Source organism: Flavobacterium sp. ASW18X, from assembly GCF_005144745.1.
In the GTDB taxonomy this organism is placed as follows: Bacteria; Bacteroidota; Bacteroidia; order Flavobacteriales; family Flavobacteriaceae; genus Croceivirga.
On the sequence record NZ_SWKK01000015.1, the window covers coordinates 31,572 to 52,778 of the forward strand.

Annotated in this window: 21 protein-coding genes; 5 read left to right on the forward strand and 16 right to left on the reverse strand. The window is 36.1% G+C overall.

Annotation, left to right across the window (positions count from 1 at the left end; translation table 11 throughout):
- The first annotated feature begins 18 nt into the window (after positions 1 to 18).
- A complete protein-coding gene (locus FBT53_RS11250) occupies positions 19 to 384 on the forward strand; it encodes a PUR family DNA/RNA-binding protein (RefSeq protein WP_136951289.1) in 366 nt (121 codons plus the stop codon).
- 85 nt (positions 385 to 469) lie between these two features.
- Positions 470 to 2,995, forward strand: a complete 2,526-nt coding sequence (locus FBT53_RS11255) for a M14 family metallopeptidase (protein WP_136951290.1) — start codon at positions 470 to 472, stop codon at positions 2,993 to 2,995.
- A 53-nt stretch (positions 2,996 to 3,048) separates the two neighbouring features.
- Here the strand turns inward: FBT53_RS11255 and FBT53_RS11260 are convergent, their stop codons facing one another.
- Both FBT53_RS11260 and FBT53_RS11265 read right to left on the reverse strand, forming a co-directional pair.
- Positions 3,049 to 4,101 (reverse strand): 1-acyl-sn-glycerol-3-phosphate acyltransferase, encoded by a 1,053-nt coding sequence (locus tag FBT53_RS11260; RefSeq protein WP_136951291.1) that lies wholly within the window; start codon positions 4,099 to 4,101, stop codon positions 3,049 to 3,051.
- Positions 4,101 to 5,018 (reverse strand): bile acid:sodium symporter family protein, encoded by a 918-nt coding sequence (locus tag FBT53_RS11265; protein ID WP_136951292.1) that lies wholly within the window; start codon positions 5,016 to 5,018, stop codon positions 4,101 to 4,103. Before FBT53_RS11265 ends, FBT53_RS11260 begins: the two co-directional genes overlap by 1 nt.
- A 117-nt stretch (positions 5,019 to 5,135) precedes the next feature.
- Here FBT53_RS11265 and FBT53_RS11270 point away from each other — a divergent pair, with 117 nt between their 5' ends.
- Complete coding sequence (locus FBT53_RS11270) at positions 5,136 to 5,690, forward strand: thioredoxin family protein (protein ID WP_136951293.1); 555 nt, start codon at positions 5,136 to 5,138, stop codon at positions 5,688 to 5,690.
- Here the strand turns inward: FBT53_RS11270 and FBT53_RS11275 are convergent, their stop codons facing one another.
- Positions 5,691 to 6,260 (reverse strand): YfiT family bacillithiol transferase, encoded by a 570-nt coding sequence (locus tag FBT53_RS11275; protein ID WP_240729821.1) that lies wholly within the window; start codon positions 6,258 to 6,260, stop codon positions 5,691 to 5,693.
- A gap of 69 nt (positions 6,261 to 6,329) precedes the next feature.
- Here FBT53_RS11275 and FBT53_RS11280 point away from each other — a divergent pair, with 69 nt between their 5' ends.
- Positions 6,330 to 6,980, forward strand: a complete 651-nt coding sequence (locus FBT53_RS11280; RefSeq protein WP_136951294.1) for a peroxiredoxin — start codon at positions 6,330 to 6,332, stop codon at positions 6,978 to 6,980.
- A 471-nt stretch (positions 6,981 to 7,451) separates the two neighbouring features.
- On the opposite strand, the gene FBT53_RS11285 is transcribed toward FBT53_RS11280, so the two are convergent.
- From FBT53_RS11285 to FBT53_RS11295, 3 genes are read right to left on the reverse strand one after another with little or no spacing between them, the layout of a single operon-like run.
- Positions 7,452 to 8,384, reverse strand: a complete 933-nt coding sequence (locus FBT53_RS11285; protein ID WP_136951295.1) for a peptidylprolyl isomerase — start codon at positions 8,382 to 8,384, stop codon at positions 7,452 to 7,454.
- Between the two features lie 59 nt (positions 8,385 to 8,443).
- The gene (locus FBT53_RS11290; RefSeq protein WP_136951296.1) at positions 8,444 to 9,847 is read right to left on the reverse strand and encodes a M20/M25/M40 family metallo-hydrolase; all 1,404 of its coding nucleotides are present in this window, start codon (positions 9,845 to 9,847) and stop codon (positions 8,444 to 8,446) included.
- A complete protein-coding gene (locus FBT53_RS11295) occupies positions 9,847 to 10,728 on the reverse strand; it encodes a PPK2 family polyphosphate kinase (RefSeq protein ID WP_136951297.1) in 882 nt (293 codons plus the stop codon). Before FBT53_RS11295 ends, FBT53_RS11290 begins: the two co-directional genes overlap by 1 nt.
- 157 nt (positions 10,729 to 10,885) lie before the next feature.
- On the opposite strand from FBT53_RS11295, the gene FBT53_RS11300 reads away from it, so the two are divergent.
- Positions 10,886 to 11,614, forward strand: coding sequence for a hypothetical protein (locus FBT53_RS11300; protein WP_136951298.1), 729 nt, complete (start codon positions 10,886 to 10,888; stop codon positions 11,612 to 11,614).
- Here the strand turns inward: FBT53_RS11300 and FBT53_RS11305 are convergent, their stop codons facing one another.
- The 10 genes from FBT53_RS11305 to FBT53_RS11350 all read right to left on the reverse strand — a co-directional run bounded on the left by FBT53_RS11305 (position 11,615) and on the right by FBT53_RS11350 (position 21,126).
- Positions 11,615 to 12,778, reverse strand: a complete 1,164-nt coding sequence (locus FBT53_RS11305) for a sigma-54 dependent transcriptional regulator (protein ID WP_136951299.1) — start codon at positions 12,776 to 12,778, stop codon at positions 11,615 to 11,617.
- A gap of 10 nt (positions 12,779 to 12,788) precedes the next feature.
- Positions 12,789 to 13,673 (reverse strand): DUF6268 family outer membrane beta-barrel protein, encoded by an 885-nt coding sequence (locus FBT53_RS11310; protein ID WP_136951300.1) that lies wholly within the window; start codon positions 13,671 to 13,673, stop codon positions 12,789 to 12,791.
- A gap of 5 nt (positions 13,674 to 13,678) precedes the next feature.
- Positions 13,679 to 14,584 (reverse strand): mechanosensitive ion channel family protein, encoded by a 906-nt coding sequence (locus FBT53_RS11315; protein ID WP_136951301.1) that lies wholly within the window; start codon positions 14,582 to 14,584, stop codon positions 13,679 to 13,681.
- A 1-nt stretch (position 14,585) separates the two neighbouring features.
- A complete protein-coding gene (locus FBT53_RS11320; protein ID WP_136951302.1) occupies positions 14,586 to 15,932 on the reverse strand; it encodes an ABC transporter permease in 1,347 nt (448 codons plus the stop codon).
- Positions 15,925 to 16,860: an ABC transporter ATP-binding protein gene (locus tag FBT53_RS11325; protein ID WP_136951303.1), complete on the reverse strand. Its 936-nt coding sequence runs from the start codon at positions 16,858 to 16,860 to the stop codon at positions 15,925 to 15,927. Before FBT53_RS11325 ends, FBT53_RS11320 begins: the two co-directional genes overlap by 8 nt.
- A gap of 204 nt (positions 16,861 to 17,064) precedes the next feature.
- Complete coding sequence (dnaJ, locus tag FBT53_RS11330; protein ID WP_136951304.1) at positions 17,065 to 18,180, reverse strand: molecular chaperone DnaJ; 1,116 nt, start codon at positions 18,178 to 18,180, stop codon at positions 17,065 to 17,067.
- Positions 18,181 to 18,189: 9 nt separating this feature from the next.
- On the reverse strand, positions 18,190 to 18,765 hold the full coding sequence (locus FBT53_RS11335) for a nucleotide exchange factor GrpE (protein WP_136951305.1): 576 nt from the start codon (positions 18,763 to 18,765) through the stop codon (positions 18,190 to 18,192).
- A gap of 130 nt (positions 18,766 to 18,895) precedes the next feature.
- Entirely contained in the window at positions 18,896 to 19,855 is a 960-nt protein-coding gene (locus FBT53_RS11340) for a TIGR01777 family oxidoreductase (protein ID WP_136951306.1), read from the reverse strand.
- Positions 19,856 to 19,978: 123 nt separating this feature from the next.
- Positions 19,979 to 20,650: a tRNA (5-methylaminomethyl-2-thiouridine)(34)-methyltransferase MnmD gene (mnmD, locus tag FBT53_RS11345; RefSeq protein WP_136951307.1), complete on the reverse strand. Its 672-nt coding sequence runs from the start codon at positions 20,648 to 20,650 to the stop codon at positions 19,979 to 19,981.
- 2 nt (positions 20,651 to 20,652) lie between these two features.
- Positions 20,653 to 21,126: a DUF4920 domain-containing protein gene (locus FBT53_RS11350; RefSeq protein ID WP_136951308.1), complete on the reverse strand. Its 474-nt coding sequence runs from the start codon at positions 21,124 to 21,126 to the stop codon at positions 20,653 to 20,655.
- Positions 21,127 to 21,207 lie beyond the last annotated feature (81 nt).

Below are 21,207 nucleotides of genomic sequence, written 5' to 3' on the forward strand. Positions count from 1 at the left end.
AATTAGACACTACACCAAATGAGCGAAAAAGGATTAATGGAACAGGAAGAAATTTATTCAAAAGTTTTACGGGCGGGGAGACGGACGTATTTCTTCGATGTTAGAAGTACCAAAGCTGGAGATTACTACTTAACAGTTACAGAAAGTAAAAAATTTACCAACGAAGACGGTTCTTTTCATTACAAAAAACACAAGATATACCTTTATAAAGAGGATTTCGATTCTTTTAGGGATATCATGTCAGAAATGATGGATTACATCATTGAACACAAAGGACAAGAAGTTATTTCAGAAAGACATCAAAAAGATTTTAAAAAAGAAGATTTTACTCTGGAGAACAACACAGCAGATAGTTTTACAGACGTAAACTTCGAAGACATTTAATATTGTCTTAAATATTTAACAAAACGACCTACCAAAATAGGTCGTTTTGTTATTTTTAAGGATGACTAATTCAAAACCATCCTTAATGAAAATCAGACTTTTTTACATCCTAGTCTTGCTTGGCTTTGGGCTATACGCACAACAACCAACGCTAGACTATTACTTACCAAAAAATATTACCTACAACCCAGCAATACCTACCCCAAAAGAGGTTATAGGTCACGAAGTAGGAGAATGGCATGTAACACATGATAAACTTTTGTTTTATATGCAAGCATTAGCAAAAGCAAGTAACCGTATTACCCTTGAAAATCGCGGAACCACTTTTGAAGGCAGACCTCTAGTTCTTTTAACAGTTACGGCACCAGATAACCATGCTAAGTTAGAAGAAATAAGAACTAACCATCTACAACTTACACAAAGCAATGGTAATACCCTTAATACAGCAGAAATGCCGGCTGTAGTTTACCAAGGATTTTCCATTCATGGAAATGAAGCTTCTGGATCCAATGCTGCTCTGGCATATGCTTATTATTTGGCAGCGGCTCAAGGCTCAGAAATAGAAGAAAAATTAGATAATTTGGTAATTCTATTAGACCCGAGCTTCAATCCAGATGGGCTGCAACGTTTTGCGTATTGGGCTAACATACATAAAAGTCAAAATTTGAACCCTGACCCCAATGAGCGAGAATACCATGAGGTGTGGCCAGGTGGCAGAACAAATCATTATTGGTTTGATATGAACCGTGATTGGTTACCTGTTCAATTACCAGAGAGTAGAGCTAGGATAGCTACATTCCATAAATGGATGCCTAATATTTTAACGGACCATCATGAAATGGGCACCAATTCTACCTTTTTCTTTCAACCTGGAGAACCTACAAGAGTACACCCATTAACTCCTAAAATAAATCAAGAACTCACCAAAGAAATTGGCACATACCATGTTAAAGCTCTAGATAAGATTGGCTCATTATATTATTCAGAAGAAAATTATGATGACTATTACTACGGCAAAGGTTCTACGTTCCCAGATGTAAATGGCAGTATTGGAATTTTATTTGAACAGGGTAGTTCTAGAGGTCATATTCAAGAGAGTGAGAACGGAATTTTAACTTTTCCTTTCACGGTTAGAAATCAGTTTACTACTGCCTTATCTACTATAGAAGCTGCCAATAGCATGCGCAGTAAGTTATTAGATTACCAACGTACTTTTTATAAGGACATGGCCACTAGCGCTAGTAAAGATAAAGTTAAAGGGTACATTTTTGGGGACGAGAAAGACCCTGCCAAGGCTTGGCACTTAGCAGAAATTTTAGAGCGCCAACAAATTAGGTTTCATGAACTGAAGAACGACACTAAGGTTGGAGGTAAAAACTATAAAAAAGGAAGCGCATACATCGTTCCAACAAATCAAAGAAATCCAAGGTTAATTAAGGCGATGTTTGAAAAGCGTACCACGTTTACAGACAGTTTATTTTATGATATTTCTGCTTGGACCTTTCCTCTCGCTTTTAATTTGGATTACCAAGAATTAAGCAGTATTACTACGGCAGGTAGCCCTATAGAAAAATTAGAACCTATTACAGGTAAAATAACAGGCTCCAGTAATTACGCTTATCTTATGCCTTGGAATCCGTATTACGCTCCAAAAGCTCTTAATACCATCTCGCAAGCAGGCTTAAGAGCTAAAGTTGCTAAATCTCCTTTTACTTTGGAAGGTAACCGCTACGATTATGGTACTATTATGATTCCCGTACAAAATCAAAAGTTAGAGAAAGATGAACTCTACACCTTTTTAAAAGAAGTAGCAGAAGATAATAGCTTAATCATTACTGCGGTAGGCACAGGGTCTACCCTAGGGATAGATTTAGGTAGTAACGAATTTGACCCGGTAAAAAAACAAAGCGTAGCTATGTTGGTTGGCAATGGTATTAGCCCCTATGATGCGGGAGAAATATGGCATTTGTTTGATACCCGTTATGATATGCACATCACTAAAATAGATACTGACTATCTAAACCGTGTAGATTTGAGCAAATACACGGATTTAATTATTCCAAGTGGTTGGGGCAGCAATATGCTAGACCAACAAGCGGCGACAAAAATTAAAGAATGGGTAAAAGATGGTGGCACCGTTATTGGTTTTAGAAATGTAGCCAGTTGGTTTAAGAATAATGATTTTCTTAATCTAACTATGTTAAAAGATACCACTTTAAAAGCAACGAACATCCCGTTTGATAAACGAAGAGATTTTAGAGGAGCACAAGTAACAGGTGGCGCTATTTTTGAAGCAAAGTTAGATTTGAGCCATCCCATTGCATATGGTTACAAGAACGATAAGATAAGTATGTTTAGAAATACTAACATTTATCTTAAAGCCGAAGAGAACAGCTATGAAAACCCTATTCAATACACCAGTAACCCATTGCAAAGTGGTTATATCTCTGAAGAAAATGAAGCTTTAATAAAGAACAGTGTACCTTTTAAAGCAAAACGTTTAGGGAGTGGTAAGGTTATCTTATTTACGGATAACACCAACTTTAGAGCTTTTTGGTACGGCACCAATAAATTAATGATGAATGCTATCTTTTTTGGCGATAGCATGTAAATAAGTAGAAATAAATATTTTATAAAACCCACCTAAATTGTTAGGTGGGTTTATTATTTCTTTTCTATGCACCCAGACTTAACCAGGAATAGGTTTAATCCAAAGTGCGTCAAAATAAAAATTAAAGCCGTTAAACCATCCCAAATCACTGTAAAAAGACTAAACATTAAGAGGTATAGCAAAGTGCTAAACAGTAAGGCATACATAAATCTAAAAGTATCAACAAACTCTGGCTCGGGAATCTTGGGTACTATAAATTTCCTCCAAGTAAGTAGTAACGGAAAATTAAACAACCACAATAAAAGTCTTCCCATACCAAAACCTGACTTTGCTGCTTCAATATTAAGACCATTTAAATCATCTACCCCAATATCTGCCACCATCTTATTTACTTCAGAAGGATTTAAAAAGTCGACTTTTCTCTTTCTTAAATAATCCAGAACAACACTATACTTATTTTCATCAGCTATATGTGTTGTCAAAGTCTTTAAGGCTGTACTTACTTTTTCTTTTAAGTCTGTAATACCATTCTCAGTAAAAAAACTGTGATGAGTAACGTTGATAGGAGCTCCATATTCAATAGCACAAGAATCTACAAAGTACGTTGGCATAACATAGTTTTGACCTACTGGAACAATATATAATGGCTTAACTAAATGATTGTGCAAAGCCTCGTCTACAATTCTGGTAAAACCTTTACTTAGTGGCCGTACTCTTTTTTTAAGATTATGATTTGCCTCTGGAAAAAGAAGAATAGATTGGTCTTGTTTAAGTAATTCTCCACAAAATGCAAACACCGCCTTGTTCTTTGCCAATTGAGACTTACCGTCTCTAATTCTATAGACCGGCATCATTTGTAAATACGTAAAAAACTTTTTTAAGTGCTTATTTTTAAAGACATCAGCACGTGTTAAATACCAAGGTTTTCTAGTGTTATGCGTTGCAATTAATAAAATATCCAATAACGCATTCTGGTGATTAGATAAAAATAAAACTGGGGCATCCGTAGGTATATTTTCTACCCCTTTTACTCTAATTCTTCTGTAATAACAGTGTAAACCAATTTTTATCCAATAAAATAATAGCTGATAGCCTAGTTGCTTCATTATACCAATGCTTCATTTTTGTTGGAGTATCTTCCCCAAATTCCTCCTATCAATAATCCAGATACAAGATGCCATATTCCCCAGAAAGCTGTGAGTAGTGCCATACCACCTAAACCATCAAAAAAAGTAAAAATCAACAGCAATCCTAACCCACTATTTTGTATGCCTGTTTCTATAGTAATGCTTTTAACATCAGCACTGTTTAGTCCCATTAATTTAGCTACAGAAAAGCCTGTAGATAATGCTACTGCATTGTGTAGTAAGACTAGCCAAAACACATAACTCACGTAGTCTAAAAATATAGCTTTGTTCTTGTATAAAGCCATAAAAATAAGAACTACAAAAAATAATAACGAAGCCCTCTTAAACCATTTTGCTATTTTTTTTGTTTGTTTTGGCAACTTATAGTTCAACCACATCCCTAAAGCAAGAGGAACAACCAACAAAACCAATCCTAATAATACCATATCTATATAATTAATAGATATACTTGTAAGTAATATAGCTGTAGGTTTATAATTACCTGCCCAGAAACTTAGATTTAAAGGAGTCATGAATACTGCCGCAAGCGTGGAAATTGCCGTCATGGTAATAGATAGCGCGGTGTTACCTTTTGCTAATTGCGTAATAAAATTAGAGACATTACCGCCAGGACAAGCGGCCACCATAAACATACCTAAAGCTACAGAAGGTAAAGGTGTTATGATATTAATCAAAATAAACGTAGCAAACGGCAATAGCACAAACTGACTAATAGCACCCGTTAGAATTACTTTTGGTTGACGGTAAATTTGCTTAAAATCTGAGAATTTTAATTCTAAAGCCACGCCAAACATGATAAAGGCTAAAATTACATTTAGCGTCCACAAAGAGCTTTTATCAAAATTGATGTGAACTTGGTCCAATATATTTTCCAAGTAGGGAACGATTTAATTAGTTTCACAAGATACTTTTTTCTTATTAAAATTAGATTTCATCAATACTCCTTGTTTTAGTGTTGCCATTTATTTGGGTAGTTTTGTAAAAAAAGAGAAATGGCACGTACTCCCAGCAATATGTTACCTCTTGGCACTAAAGCACCTGATTTTTCACTTTTAGACACTCTAAGTGGTTCTGTTTTAGAGCTTGACCAACTTAAAGGCGAAAAAGGCACTGTAGTTCTTTTTATTTGCAATCATTGTCCTTTTGTAATCCACGTAAATCCAATGTTAGTAACACTTGCTAACATTTACCAAGAAAAGGGAATCAATTTTATTGCCATATCTAGCAATGATGTAGAAAACTATCCACAAGATGCCCCAGAGCTGATGACCAAAGTGGCTAAAAAAGAAAACTATCCTTTTCCATATTTGTATGATGAAACCCAAGAAGTAGCCAAGGCTTACGATGCTGCCTGTACACCAGACCTATATTTATTTGATCAGGACTTGGCGCTAGTATATAGAGGTCAATTAGATGATTCTAGACCGCAAAATGGTATACCACTAACCGGCCAAGACCTTAAAGCAGCCATGGATGCATTATTGAGTGGAGTAGCTATTACAACAGTACAAAAGCCTAGTTTGGGCTGCAACATCAAATGGAAATGATTACCAGCCCTCTCTTTCTACCAAGTTTTTAATATGTGCGTAGTGATGATTTCCATGATGCGCGTACTTTCCTAAATTTTCCTTTAAGCTTACTACCACATTCCCTTCTGGATGGAGATAAGTTTTCTCAAAATCTTGTGTGGAAAATCCCTTTAACATGTAGACCAACTTTGCATGTACCGCCTTTAAATGCGCTAAGGATAATTCTATTGGAGCATCGTTCGCATCTTTTAGTTTGGACCATTCTTTTTCTTCATATGCTTTTATTAAAGGAGTGTTTTCTGTTAACGCCCATTTAAAACGTACATAGCTGTGATGATGACTATCAGAAATATGATGAATCAATTGCCTTACTGTCCATCCTTCTGGTCTGTATGGAGTTTCTAATTGAGCATTAGTTAATGAAGCAACTAAAGCCTCTAACTTAGTAGGGAGTGCCTCTAGCTCGGCTATCCATTGCGTAATCTCTTTATCTGTAATCGTGGCTGGTGGCTCAAATTTACCTATCGGAAATCTAAGCGATTCTAAAGTAGGAGTTTGCATGCCTAAAGATAAAATTTTAATAGACATTTAACCCCTATAAAACCCAGCTTACTACTTTAATCTAGTATTTTTATAGAGTAAATTAAATTTAAAACGATGGCAACACTTAGACTGGGTGATAAAGCACCCGATTTTACTGTAGATACAACGCAAGGGAGTTTAAACTTTTATGACTATTTAGGCGATAGTTGGGGAATTTTATTTTCACACCCTTCTGATTTTACACCTGTTTGCACTACGGAATTAGGAACCGCTGCCAAATTTAAGGATGAGTTTGATAAGCGTAACGTTAAGATGATGGCATTGAGCGTAGATGGGGTAGAATCTCACCACGAATGGATAAAAGATATTAATGAAACGCAGAACACAACAATTAACTATCCTATTATTGCAGATGAAGATAGAAAGGTGGCAGATTTATATGATATGATTCACCCAAACGAAGACAGTACATTAACCGTACGTTCTGTGTTTATTGTAGCTCCAGATAAAAGTATTAAGTTGATTCTGACTTATCCTGCCTCTACTGGTCGTAATTTTTACGAATTATTACGTGTTATTGATTCCCTACAACTTACCGCTTACCACAAGGTTGCTACTCCTGCAAACTGGAAAAATGGTGAAAAAGTAGTAGTGAGCCCAGCAATACCTACAGAAGAAGCTAAACAATTATTTGAAAAAGGGGTAGAAGAAGTAAAGCCTTACCTACGTTTTACTCCCGACCCTTTAGCGCCAACACAGGTATAAGGCTAAAACACATTATATTTTACAACTTAAACCCTCGCTAAACGAGGGTTTTCTTATGCGCATCAGTTAAAACTGAGTTTACATAATATTTTTTTTGATTTTTAGACGCAACCATCTGCCAATTCTATATCTAAGGGATGAACACCTAACAAAATAAACAACAAAACACCGTGACCACTTTCTTAACAATTTTATTCACTTTATTGGTAATTAATGTTGTGATGTTACTAGTAAGTGTAAATAGAACTAAAGACAGAAAAAGTCTATAGATTTAACAATTAAAGGGTAGGGTTTTACGTTGGTTATTTGTTACTAAAACAAAACACTTGACCATGAACACTTTCTTTAGCGTACTCATTGTATTGTTAGTAATTAACATTTGCCTTTTGTTTATTAGTGTAAACAGAGCAAAATAAAAAACCTCGCAGATTACTGCGAGGTTTTTTTTATCTAAAAGCAGAAAGCTACTTTTTATTTTACATCCATTAATTCTACATCAAAAATTAATGTAGCATCTGGTGGAATAACACCACCTGCGCCTCTACTACCATAGCCCAAATGAGAAGGTATAACAAATCTTGCTTTGTCACCTACTTTTAATAGAGCAATACCTTCATCCCATCCAGAAATTACTTGTCCAACTCCTAATTGAAAATCTATAGGTTGATTTCTTTTAAACGAAGAGTCAAAAACCTGTCCGTTAGGTAGACTTCCTTCATAATGTACAGATACAGTCTTACCTTTTTCTGCCTTAGTTCCATCTCCTTTCTGAATCATTTTATACCTAAGTCCAGATTCTGTTTTGTCAAAACCTGCTGCAAGTTTTTCCAATTCTGCTTCTGCTTTTTCCTTTTGCTCTGCTATTCTTTTTTCACGTGCACCTTCAAAAGTTCTAAAAGCTTCAATAGCATTCCATTTTTCAGCGGCATCACCCACTCTTACAATCTCTAAAGACTCAATTTTATCACCTTGTGCTATAGCATCTACAGTTTCTTGACCAGCTTCTACAAAACCAAAAACAGTATGTTTACCATCTAACCAAGGAGTTGGTACGTGGGTAATAAAAAACTGACTACCGTTAGTACCTGGACCTGCATTGGCCATAGATAGTACACCAGGGGCATCATGTTTTAGTTCTTCCCGTATCTCATCATCAAACTGGTATCCAGGACTACCTGTGCCAGTACCCTGTGGACAACCTCCTTGAATCATAAAATCTGGAATAACCCTATGAAAGCTAAGACCATCATAATAAGGTTTTCCTTGTGGCTTAGCACTATTCTCCATATTTCCTTCTGCTAAAGCCACGAAGTTCCCAACTGTACCTGGGGTTTTGTCGTGTGTAAGTTTTACTAGAATTTCTCCTTTGCTCGTATTGAACTTTGCGTAGATTCCGTCTTGCATTGTTACTTTTTATATTTAAAAGTGCAAAGGTAGTTGATTTTAAGGGTTTAACTTACTAACTAGCCCTTAATTTTAGCAGGTTTTACGGTGCCATAAGTATCAAAAAGATAGACTAAACTGGCCATGGTTGCTGCTCCCAATTCTAGCTCTCTTTTGTTCACATGCTCAAAAGTATCATTCTCTGCATGATGATGATCAAAATAACGCTGGCTATCTGGTCTTAAACCCGCTAAAACAATATTTTCGTCTTTCAATGGCCCTACATCTGCACCACTACCACCTCTAACAAACATGTGTATTAAATAAGGTTCAAAGAGTGATTCCCAACTCTTAACTTGATTAAAATTGGCATCAGAACAATCAAAAGAAAAGCCTCTTGGGGTAAAACCACCAGCATCACTCTCCAAAGCAAAAACATGATTTTCCTTTTTAGACTTTGCTACTTCTGCATATTTATTACCACCGCGCAAACCGTTTTCTTCGTTCATAAATAAAACCACTCTAATTGTACGTTTTGGCTTGTATCCGTTGGCTTTTATTAGGCGTAATACCTCCATGCTTTGTACGACACCCGCACCATCGTCATGGGAGCCATCACCCAAATCCCAAGAATCTAAATGTCCGCCAACTATCATTATTTCGTCAGGAAATTCACTTCCTTTAATCTCTCCAATTACATTATAACTCTCTGTGTCTGGAAAAACTTTACAGGTTTGGTGAAAATAAAATTTAATTGACGGATTAAGTTTTAAAGTGGCACTTAGCAACTCAGCCCCCTTTGTACTAATGGCCGCTGCGGGGATTCTATTTTCTGCGGGTGTATCTCCGTAGCTCATACTACCGGTATGTGGATAGTCATCTAAACGCAAGTTCATGGAACGCACCAAAACACCTACTGCGCCATACTTAGCGGCTTCCATAGCTCCTGCATACCGCTGGTCTACACAACCAGAATACGCTGTGAACGTACTAATCTGTGTAGGATCCATAGGACGATTGTAAAAAACGATTTTTCCTTCAATTTTTTCTTTTCCTAATTTTTCTAAATCCTCTATCCCTTGCACTTCTACCAGAGCTGCTTTTAGACCACCGTCTGGAGTAGCCACAGAGCCACCTAGAGCACAAATTGGCACATTGGTAGTTAATCCTGGTTGGGTCTCAAAATAAGCAAACTCCGCTGTACCCCTAACCCATTTAGGCACCATTACTGGTTGTAACCAAACTCTGTCTAGACCCAAAGAATCTAGTTGTTTTTTAGTGTATTCTACGGCATGCTGCGCCTGTACAGAACCAGATAGCCTACCTCCTATTTGGTTGGATAAATAATTAAGCCAATCATAAGCTTTACCATTGGTCAATGCTTGGTCATATATTGCTCTCAGCTGTTCTTGGTCCTTATTAATTTGAGCAGACAATAATCCAATAACACCAAGGAATAGTAGTAGTATCGCCTTTTTTTTCATTACGCTTCTTTTTCTAATTGTTGCTTGTAGGTTTCCAAGTTAGCTTTTATTTCAGCGTCCAATTCTGGTTCCTTAACATCTTTATACTTTTTTAACGTTTCTAATAAAATAGTAGCCACTATAAGTCGTGCTGCTTTTTTATTATCTGCTGGTACAATATACCAAGGCGCGTGGGGCTTAGAGGTTTTGTTGAGTGCTGTTTGGTAACATTCTTGGTAAGAATCCCATAGTTGGCGTTCTGCTATGTCTGCTGGAGAGAATTTCCAATTTTTTTCTTGTAAATGTAATCTACGCAATAGCCTTTGGCGCTGTTCTTCTTTAGATAGATGTAAAAAGAATTTAAAAATGAGCGTTCCATTTTCAGAAATATGCCGTTCAAAATCATTTATTTGCCTGTAACGCTTTTCCCAAAATGCATCGTTAACATCTTCTACAGTAGTAACATCTGGAAGGTTTTCTCCTAATATATACTCTGGATGTACCTTGGTCACCAATACATTCTCATAATGTGTTCTATTAAACACAGAAAATTTCCCCCGTTCCGGTAAAGCTATATAATGTCGCCACAAGTAGTCGTGTCTCTTCTCTAACTTAGTTGGGACTTTAAAACTGTGGACTACAACTCCCCTAGCGTTAAGTTCTTTAAAGACTTCGCGAATTAAACTATCCTTGCCTGCCGTATCCATACCCTGCAAACAAATTAGCACCCCGTATTTACCATGTGCATACAAGGTATTTTGAAAATCTGACAATTCTTGACTAACTGTTTTCAATTTTTTACGCAGCAATTTACCGTCTGCGTTAAAGTCGTCAATAGTGGGTATTTGATCTAGCTGTATATGACCGTCTACTTTATAGTCTGTAATATCAATGTCTTTCATAACCTGAAATATACATAATTTAAAGCTTAATACGAGTTCTATACAGCTAACATACGGCGAGTAATTTTCCCGTTTAAAGAATATAAAAGCGGTATACCGATGATATTTTTAAGCAATTGACTTTACGATTAACTTTAGCAGTCCAAATCTTTAAATAATGAAATCCTACAAGTGGCTATTTACCCCAATAGCTGGTCTTACAGGTGCATTGGGTCTTTTGCTCATGGTTTCTTTTACCAAGCTAAACCCGTGCGAATTTGCCTATAAGAATACCGGCTTTATCAAGGACCAAACACAATTGGCTCTTAATGCCCCTTCTTTGGATTTAGCAAAATACCATGCCTACAAAGCCTTAAAAGGTACTTACAACAGCCAACCTAATTTTGTAGAATGTGGTTGCTCCCCAGCAGAATCTACTTTTAAGCAAACCAAGGACAATTTGCGCCAAGCAACAAAAAGTGTTGTTTTAGAAGATGCTAAATTGTTTTTGGAATTGGCATTAAAAAACACCGAATTAACTTTAAACAACCTCAACAATTTTGAAATAGAACAATTTAGCACGTATGGTAATGAAGTATTGGTGATGAACACCACAGAGACCAATGAACCCGCTTTATTATTTTTGGATAACAAATCTAAAGTTGATCCGTATCAACAAATGGATAAAGTACTAGAGAAAACCTTAGCTAAATTTGAAAAATCTTTAAAAGAAGTAACAGAAGTAGTTAGCTGTACGGAGGCCAAGAACTTTATTAACGGCACCTTAGAACGAACTAAAAAAGAAATGGCAAATCCCAATTTAACAGAAGCAAAACGCTTTTATCATCAACAGGTAATACGTATTGCAACGAATACCCTTACAGAAATGGGAAATTGCCAAGACTAATTATTTACTTGCAAAAAGTTTTACATCTTCCTCACTCACCTCTTTACCACCAAGTATAATTAAACGTTCTACCACATTTCTTAATTCGCGTATATTACCAGTCCAATCATAACTTTGCAATAAGGCTACCGCTTTCTGAGAAAAGCTCTTAACCCCTGTACCTTGTTCAGAAGCAATCTTTTGAGAAAAATGAGAAATTAACAAGGGGATATCGTCTCTACGGTCATTTAGAGCAGGCACCTTTATTAAAATTACGGCCAATCTATGATACAAATCTTCACGAAAATTTCCTTCAGCGATTTCCTTTTTTAAATCCTTATTAGTTGCCGCCAACACCCTAACATCTACTTTTATATCCTTATCACTACCCACTCTAGAAATTTTATTTTCTTGTAAGGCTCGTAACACTTTTGCCTGCGCGGACATGCTCATGTCTCCTATTTCATCTAAAAAAATAGTGCCTTTGTTTGCTGCCTCAAACTTACCAGCCCTATCCTTTACAGCAGAGGTAAATGCTCCTTTAACATGACCAAAAAGTTCGCTCTCAATTAATTCTGAAGGAATTGCAGCACAATTAACCTCAATAAAAGGGGCAGAGGAACGTGGGCTTTTCTGGTGTAACCAATGTGCTACAAGTTCTTTACCTGTACCATTAGAACCTGTAATTAGTACTCTGGCATCTGTAGGTGCTACCTTTTCTATCATACCTTTGATAGTTTCAATAGCTTCACTATTACCTACCATTTCATAATTTTTACTGACCTTCTTTTTAAGAATTTTATTCTCAACCACCAATTCTTTACGGTCTAAAGCATTACGGACGGTAGTTAATAATCTATTTAAATCTGGTGGTTTAGAAATGTAATCAAATGCGCCTAGCCGCATAGTATTTACAGCGGTATCTAAATCTCCATGACCAGATATCATTATAAAAGGAATTTCTGGCTTTAATTTTTTAGCCGCTTCTAACACCTCTACCCCATCCATTTTAGGCATTTTAATATCGCACAGCACCAAATCAAAATCTTCCTTTTTTAGTACTTCTATGCCTTTTGCCCCATCTTCTGCTTCTGATAGCTGATAGGCTTCACTCTCTTCTGACAATATTTTAACCAAAACCCTTCTGATAGCGGCTTCGTCTTCTATGACCAATATTTTTGACATTTATTTCGGTTTAAAAGATTCCTATTTTGAATCCTCCCCTAAGGAAAAGATTTTGTTTACTATTCAATAAAAATACATCATTACGGCTGTTATCTCTTAAAATACTTTCTTGATATACAGAATGCCCAACATAGGCATAGAATGCCATATTTTTATTTAATTTATATTGATACCCTAAGGTTGCAATAGCTGCGGATAAAGAAATTTTAGAACCCACTTGGCCGTTATCTAAGGCTATATCATTTTGAATATTTATAAAGTAACCATCCAATAACAATGCCATTTCCCATACATGGTTTTTATTAGAATGATATTTAAAATTAGTTTTAGGTATACCCAATGTGTAGGACCAATTGGGATGGTATCTTTTATAATAACTTACCAAGGGTAATGGTATGGGTAAACCCGTAGTACTGTTATAAGACAAACCCAAAACTATTCTATAGGGTTGATTTGCTTTATTATTTTCTTTCCAAAAAGCAACCGTAGCATTAAAAAAAAAGTCTTCTGTAGAGGTACCTTCCGTAAGGTTACTCGCTAATCTAGGCGTTGCAATACTTACTAAACGCCAATTATCATTCCATTTAGTAATGTACCCTAAATTTAAATCTGTTATGTATAACTTGCTTAAATCTGCCGTACTAAAGGGTAAAACTTTGTCAAAATTAATCCCAAATTGATTGTATTCTCCACCTACCACAAAGTAGCTATCATTATTCACTTTTAAAGGAATATTCACCCCTACTTTTAAGCGTTCTGTTACAATTCCAGATTCTAAATTTTTAGGGATGTTTAAATATTCTATTTTAAGTACATCTGTACTTTGAGCAATTAGCGGCAGGCTCAAAAAAATACATACAACACAGCAAATAACCGCAATAATCTTCTTCTGCATACAATTTATTTTCCGCTATCTATTGCATTATTATGTTGGTATATATGTATATCTCTTTGTGGAAACGGAATAGCAATATTATTGTGTCTAAACTTAGCATCAATATCATACCTGATAGCACTCTTAGTGCGTGGATCTGCAAAACTATCATTAGTAAAATAATTTACAGAAAACACCAATGCAGAGTCTCCAAAATCATCAAATGTTACAAATGGTTTAGGGGTTTTGCGTACTTGCTTTTGTTGCAAAGCAACTTCTTCTAGTAGTTTAGTAACCAAATTTACATCACTACCATAGGCCACCCCAACAGTGACCTTTTCTCTAGTAAGCTTGTGGTTTTGTGTGTAGTTATAGACAATATCACTTATAAATTTATGATTAGGTATGATGATAATTTTATCATCTCTGGTAATTGCCCTGGTGGTTCTCAATTTAATATCAAAAACCTTACCTACCTTTCCATCTATCTCTACAATATCCCCTACGTTGAGCGATTTATCTACGATGATAAAAACCCCACCGATAATATCTTGAAAAAGCTCTTGCAGTGCTAATCCAAGCCCAACGAACAAGGCTGCAGAAGCGGTTAATACAACCGTTACATTAACACCGGCTGCACTTAACGTAAGTAAAATTACAACCAGATAAATAACGTATTTAATAAACTTGAAAACGCTAACAAATTTTAGCGTGTCTTCGTCCGTCATTTTACGGGTAAATAATTGTCTTATAAGACGAAGAATATAACTAGTTAAGACAAAGGCGAGAATCAATACCAACAACAATCCAATGGTTAGGTGTATTGTACCTTCACCAGCTGGTATATGAAAGCCGAAGTTTAAGAACTCTTTAATGGATCCCCAAACATCTTCTTCTATAAGTTCTTTTATTTGCTCTGCCTCTTGTTGCACTTTAATTATATTTTAACCACGTAAACATTTCTTTGTAAGTTGGTTTTTTACCGTACATTAAAATACCAACACGGTAAATCTTAGCTGCCAACCACACAATAGCCAAAAAAGTTAAGACCAACAACACAATGCTTAACACAAACTGCCATATGGGTACCCCAGCTTCTCCTAATCCGCTTGGCAAACGCATCATCATCACGATTGGTGAGGTTAAAGGAAACAAAGAAAACCCTACGGCTATTGGGCCATGTGGATTGCTGAACACAGAAAAGAAACCTACATAAATTGCCAACATTAAAGGTAAAATAATAGGAAAGATAAATTGTTGTGTATCTGTCTCATTATCTACAGCAGCCCCTATTGCTGCATAAATAGAACTATATATAAGATAACCTAAAACAAAATAGATTAAAAAAGACACAACAATTAATACCCAAGGTATTTTTAAAAATTCTGCTGCATACAGTAAGAACTCACTGTTTTTATCAGAGCTTATTTCTGCCATGGCACCCATGCCGCCCATAGGGCTAACCGTAGCTCCATTATTCAGTGCTGCCAAATCTATGTCTAAAAAAACCATAGCCAGTGTTAATAAAATAGCGGCAGAAATCACCCAAATAGCAAACTGCGTTATACCTGCCAAGGATGTCCCTATAATTTTACCTAACATCAACTGAAATGGCTTTACTGAAGAAATGATAACTTCTATAATCCTTGATGTCTTCTCTTCTATAACACTGCGCATTACGAAACCACCGTAGATAATAATAAACATCATAATAAGATAGCCAAAGCCTCCACCAATTATCGCCTTAATTTCGTTTATTCCTTTTAAGTTTTGTTGACCATCAAAGGTGGCTGCTTTTATCTCAAAATTCTTATCAATTTTAGTATACTGTTCTTTAGTCATACCTAAATCTTGTAAACGGTATTGACGTAAGCGTTGCTGAAAAGTACGCTCTAAACGTTCTAAAACACTACTATTAGGGTTGTCTTTAGTGTATAAGAAAGAATTACCCGCAATCATTTCTCTATCTGTACCCGCTGGAATATGTAATAAACCATAGTAGCCCATTTGTTGGGTAGAGTCTTTTGCTTCTTCTAGTGAAAGCCCCTTAAAGGTTACAAATGAAATAGACTCAGAAGGTGTAAACAAATTCTCAAAATAACCACTTTCATTCTGTATTGCAACAACGCGTTTTTCACTATCATTAACCTTAGTTAAATATGCAATGAGCACCACCATACCAACCATTAATATGGGGCTTAAAAAGGTCATGATAACAAAAGATTTGTTCCTAACCTTTGCTAAATATTCTCTTTTAATAATCAGTCTTAGTTTACTCATGCCCTTTTGATTTAATTGCTTGAATAAAAATGTCATTTGCAGACGGAATTGTTTCTTCAAAATGATACAAATTACCAACACCATTTAAATTACGTAGTAATGTGGTAGTATCTGAATCTTCTAGCTTTACAGAAAAGGAAAGTTGTTGATCAGACGAATCATAGAAACTATCTGAAAGTCTGTAATCTACCTGTAATTTTTGTAAAACCTCTTGGGCATCTGCACTAATCTGCAAACCAATTTTATAAACATTATTTTTAAACTCCCGTTTTATATCTTTTAACTTGCCGTCAAGTATTTTTTCTGACTTATGAATCAAGGCGATATACTCGCACAACTCTTCTACAGATTCCATTCTGTGCGTAGAAAAAATGATGGATGTCCCCTGATTTGTAAGCTCTAGTATCTCATCTTTGATTTTATTTGCATTGATGGGGTCAAAACCGCTAAAAGGTTCATCAAAAATTAAGAGTTTTGGCTCATGTAGCACCGTGACAATAAACTGAATCTTTTGAGCCATTCCTTTAGAAAGTTCTTGAATCTTTTTATTCCACCAGTCGCCTATTTCTAACCGCTCAAACCAATAAAGAAGTCTTTTTTTTGCCTCCGCTTTGCTCAAACCTTTTAATTGCGCTAAGTACAAAGCCTGTTCACCTACTTTCATACTTTTATACAATCCACGCTCTTCTGGCAAATAACCTATAGTGGCAATGTGTTTTGGCGCTAGTGGCTCACCATCAAATAACACCTGACCTTGGTCTGGATACGTTATTTGATTAATAATACGTATTAAAGTGGTTTTACCTGCACCATTTGGCCCCAAAAGACCGTAAATACTATTCTTTGGAATATTTATGGAAACGTTGCTTAAAGCGGTATGTTCCCCAAATTTTTTGGAGATATTCTCAGCAACAAGAATTGAACTCATGTAAACAATTTTATCAAAGATAAACTAAAGCCGAATTTATCTTAAAAAGAGACAACAATAAATTACAAAACCCCTAAAAAACAAAACCCACCCTTAAACAAATAAGGATGGGAAAAAAATTGCTATGAAAAAGAAAATTAGATACCACCGTAGCGGTATCAATTTCAAATATACGTTTTTTACTTAAACAAAAGACAGTTTTGCCTAAGAGAACATATCTTTTACTTTCTCAAAGAAAGATTTATCAGATTTCTCTGGGCTTGGCTTAAAATTATCGTCTTCTTGCATACGCTCAAAAAACTCTCTTTGCTCCTTTGTTAGTTCCTTAGGAGTCCAAACATTTACATGCACTAACAGATCTCCACTACCGTAGCCATTTAAACTCTGTACGCCTTTACCTCTTAAACGTAAAATTTTACCAGATTGAATGCCAGGTTCTAATTTAATTCTAACCTTACCGCCAACAGTATCTATCTCTTTAGAACTACCTAATACAGCCTCAGAAAAACTGATATACAAGTCATAATGCAAATTATCACCCTCTCTTTTAAGTGTATCGTGCTCTTCTGTCTCTATGGCAACTAGTAAGTCTCCCGGAATACCATTATTACCAGGGGCTCCATTACCTTTACCAGATACTTTTAGCTGCATCCCCTCTTCTACACCAGCAGGAATTTTAATTGAAACGGTTTCTTCTACTGTTTTTAAACCCTGCGCATCTGTTCCACTAGGTCTATTATCTATAGTTTGGCCAGCCCCACCACAAGTATTGCAGGTAGTAGCGGTCTGCATTCTTCCTAAAATAGTATTGGTAACTCTAGTAACTTGCCCTGTACCGTTACAAGTAGAACACGTTTTATACGTAACTCCTTCTGCAGGCACCTTGCGTTTTACTTTTACTTTTTTCTCAACACCATTAGCTATCTCTTCTAACGTAAGTTTAACCCGGATTCTGAGATTGCTACCTTTAACACGTCTTTGCCCGCCACCAAAGCCGCCAAAGCCACCAAATCCGCCAAAGCCTCCGCCTCCAAAGATGTCTCCAAACTGGCTAAATATGTCATCCATATTCATACCACCGCCACCGAAACCACCACCATCAAATGCTGCATGGCCATATTGGTCGTACTTTGCACGTTTATCTGCGTCTCCTAAGATTTCATAAGCTTCGGCTGCCTTCTTAAACATTTCCTCTGCCTTTTCATCTCCTGGATTTTTATCTGGATGGTATTCTATGGCCTTTTTTCTATAGGCTTTCTTAATCTCTGACGCGGTAGCGCCTTTAGAAACGCCTAATATGTCATAGTAATCCTCTTTCATAATCTCTTTTTAGTTACCTACAACTACTTTTGGGTGGCGAATGATACGGTCTCCTAGTTTATAGCCTTTTTCAATTACATCTATAATCTTACCCTTCATGCTATCATCTGGTGCTGGTATTTGGGTTACCGCCTCGTGTAGCTCTGCATCAAAAGTTTCGCCGGCTTCTACAGCAACTTCTTCTAAACCTTTATTTTTTAGCGTCTCCCTGAATTTAGTACTAATGAGCTCTACCCCTTTTAATAGCTCTTTTTCTTCTGTTTTAGCAATCTCTTTAAGCGCACGGTCAAAATCGTCCATAACGGGCAACATAGAAGTCATAATCTCTTGCCCCGCAGTCTTAAACAGCTCCATACGCTCTTTAGATGTTCGCTTTTTAAAATTTTCAAACTCTGCAAACAGACGAAGAAACTTATCTTTTTCCTTGCCTAATTCTTCTTGCAATTGCTCTTCTTTAGACATTGTCTCTTCTTCCTCTACAGCATCTTCTTGTATATCGTTAGCTTGTTCCAGCTCAGTTGCGTCAACAGATTGCTTTGCATCTTGCACCTCATCCATTTCTTGAACCTTACTTTTCTTGCTCATATTGCTATTTATTTAATTCTGATTTTCAGGTGGCAAAAGTACTGCCATTTCGCAAATAAATGTCAAAATGTCATCGCAATAAAAAAAAATCCGCCAATTGGCGGATTTTCAATAGTCTTAGTGCTTCTTTTTAAGAGTAAGTCTCTTCGTACTTTTCTGTTAATTTAGGTTCTGGTTTTGGAGCATCGTAGATATTCCTTAACGCTGCACAAATGTTGGCATAGTTAAATAAAAAACCTTCTTCTTCTATCCTTCTACTACTTACACGCTGACTAGCAAAAAGAATGTAGCTCATTTCTCCCAAGACTACTCTCATTACCAATTTTGGTATGTTGGGCAGCCACAACGGTTTTTGCAATACATTCGCTAACTCCTTTGTCATTTTTGAGTTGGTAACTGGATTAGGCGCAACGCCATTGAATACACCTTTAAGTTGATGTTTTAAAATAAAAACGAAAAGTTCTGCTAAATCCTGAATATGTATCCAGCTTTGCCATTGCTCTCCAGAACCAAATGCAGCTCCAACATAGTTCTGAACTGGCTTTTCTATTTGCGGTAGTGCACCTCCATCTTTGGAAAGCACTAGCCCAATCCGAACCATGGATACATTAATGTCAAATTTTTGAAAAGTCTTAATCTCTTCTTCCCAAAGTTTTACAACTTCACCTAAAAAACTATCATCTACAGTAGTCTCATCAACATCGTAAAGATTAGTTAATGAATCTGTATAGATACCTATAGCAGAAGCGGAGACAAATCCAATTAAATTATCATCACCTACTAGCTCAATACCTTTTTTTAAGGTTTTTAAACTATTGATTCTACTATCTATAATTTCTTTTTTATAACTAGATTTCCACCTTTTAGAAATGGAAGCCCCTGCCAGATTTATAATATCTGTAACCCCGTCAAGTGCGGCCATATCCATTTCTAGGTTTGCTGGATTCCAATAAAATCCTTTATACCCGTTTTCTGTCTCTATTTTATTTTTACTAGTTGTGAGATAGTGTATTGGAACACTCTTTTTCTTAAGTTCTTTTACAATAGCCTGCCCCACCAATCCAGTAGCTCCCGTTATCAAAACTTTCATGCTATTTTTTTTACGAATTTACTGTTTAAATAGCCCCAAATTAGGAAGTTATATTCTATTTAACAGTGTTGTTCAACTTTTAACCAAATTTGGGAAAAACTAAAAACCAATTTTAACAATGGGTTAAGCTATTGCTATTTTTGTAGCTCTTAACATTTCTCTTTTACCTGGTGGGCCAGGCAAACGTTCTACCGTAAAACCTACCGCTTGCATTGCCCTACGAACACTTCCTTTTGCTGCATAAGTAACCAAAATACCACCAGTTTTAAGCGCAGTAAACATCTTTTTAAAAATTGCCTCTGTCCAAAGTTCTGGTTGTACTCTTGCTCCAAAAGCATCAAAATAAATGAGATGGTACTCTGCTACTGCTTCTATATCTTGAAATTTACGCTGTAGCTTATGCAATGAAAAATTTTCTGCAATAGTTACTGGCTGCCCCCATGCAGCATTATGCATTACTGTAAAGATTTTTTTATGATTTTGCGCCGCTAAAGCTTCAGCATAATTTAAATATTGTAACTCTTCTGTATTTACAGGATAAGCCTCTACGCCTACATACTGTATTGGTCTAGGATTGCTTAAATTTTCTAAATACGTAATAAAGGCATTAAGACCCGTACCAAAACCAATTTCTAGTATGGAAAGTGGAGCATTCTTTACATGTTCAAATCCATGTTTAATAAAAACGTGCTTAGCTTCTTGTATTGCACCGTGTTTGGAATGATACTGCTCATTCCACTCCTCTATTTGAATGGTAGTAGAACCATCCCCGGTTGTAATGATTTTACGCTTCACCTTTATTCTGCAATTAAGACCCCTGAAGCTTCAAAACGCAATGTTCTTTTTGGTTCCGTTATTTTAGACAATTCTTCTGGAGTTGCTCCTTTATCTTCTGCATAATGCTTTTGCTCATCCACTGGCATTTCTTCTACAAAAGCCAAACCATCTAAAAACACTTGTTTGCCTGCTACATCTTTAGGAACAAAAAAACCATAGTCCTTAAACTTTACAAAAACTTCTTGCCCATCTGTAAGAGCTACCTGCATCCAACACCCCTTTGCTTGGCATACTTCTTTTATGGTACCGGAAACCTGAGTAGCAACTGTATCTTTAACTTTTATAGCCGCATATGTAGTTGTAATTTCCTCACTTTGTTTTGATTCTGGCTCAAATTGAGCACCAAAATACTCACCCTCAGGTGATTTTTGCGCACAACTATTTAAAGTGAAAATCATTAAAAATACAGCAGCAAAGATGTTAAAAACCCTCATATTCTTTAAATTTTGAAATATACATCACACTAGAATCGTAAATCATAAGTGTAATGAGGTAAAACTAAGGATAAATACCTA

Bases quoted from the DNA above. Each gene is read 5' to 3' on its own strand.
- FBT53_RS11325 (WP_136951303.1), bottom strand. From the start codon at position 16,860: ATGAGTTCAATTCTTGTTGCTGAGAATATCTCCAAAAAATTTGGGGAA.
- FBT53_RS11280 (WP_136951294.1), top strand. From the start codon at position 6,330: ATGGCAACACTTAGACTGGGTGATAAAGCACCCGATTTTACTGTAGAT.
- FBT53_RS11260 (WP_136951291.1), bottom strand. From the start codon at position 4,101: ATGAAGCAACTAGGCTATCAGCTATTATTTTATTGGATAAAAATTGGT.
- FBT53_RS11285 (WP_136951295.1), bottom strand. From the start codon at position 8,384: ATGCAAGACGGAATCTACGCAAAGTTCAATACGAGCAAAGGAGAAATT.
- FBT53_RS11305 (WP_136951299.1), bottom strand. From the start codon at position 12,778: ATGTCAAAAATATTGGTCATAGAAGACGAAGCCGCTATCAGAAGGGTT.
- FBT53_RS11255 (WP_136951290.1), top strand. From the start codon at position 470: ATGAAAATCAGACTTTTTTACATCCTAGTCTTGCTTGGCTTTGGGCTA.
- FBT53_RS11295 (WP_136951297.1), bottom strand. From the start codon at position 10,728: ATGAAAGACATTGATATTACAGACTATAAAGTAGACGGTCATATACAG.
- FBT53_RS11320 (WP_136951302.1), bottom strand. From the start codon at position 15,932: ATGAGTAAACTAAGACTGATTATTAAAAGAGAATATTTAGCAAAGGTT.
- FBT53_RS11335 (WP_136951305.1), bottom strand. From the start codon at position 18,765: ATGAGCAAGAAAAGTAAGGTTCAAGAAATGGATGAGGTGCAAGATGCA.
- FBT53_RS11300 (WP_136951298.1), top strand. From the start codon at position 10,886: ATGAAATCCTACAAGTGGCTATTTACCCCAATAGCTGGTCTTACAGGT.
- FBT53_RS11340 (WP_136951306.1), bottom strand. From the start codon at position 19,855: ATGAAAGTTTTGATAACGGGAGCTACTGGATTGGTGGGGCAGGCTATT.
- FBT53_RS11290 (WP_136951296.1), bottom strand. From the start codon at position 9,847: ATGAAAAAAAAGGCGATACTACTACTATTCCTTGGTGTTATTGGATTA.
- FBT53_RS11350 (WP_136951308.1), bottom strand. From the start codon at position 21,126: ATGAGGGTTTTTAACATCTTTGCTGCTGTATTTTTAATGATTTTCACT.
- FBT53_RS11250 (WP_136951289.1), top strand. From the start codon at position 19: ATGAGCGAAAAAGGATTAATGGAACAGGAAGAAATTTATTCAAAAGTT.
- FBT53_RS11275 (WP_240729821.1), bottom strand. From the start codon at position 6,260: ATGTCTATTAAAATTTTATCTTTAGGCATGCAAACTCCTACTTTAGAA.
- FBT53_RS11270 (WP_136951293.1), top strand. From the start codon at position 5,136: ATGGCACGTACTCCCAGCAATATGTTACCTCTTGGCACTAAAGCACCT.
- FBT53_RS11310 (WP_136951300.1), bottom strand. From the start codon at position 13,673: ATGCAGAAGAAGATTATTGCGGTTATTTGCTGTGTTGTATGTATTTTT.
- dnaJ (WP_136951304.1), bottom strand. From the start codon at position 18,180: ATGAAAGAGGATTACTATGACATATTAGGCGTTTCTAAAGGCGCTACC.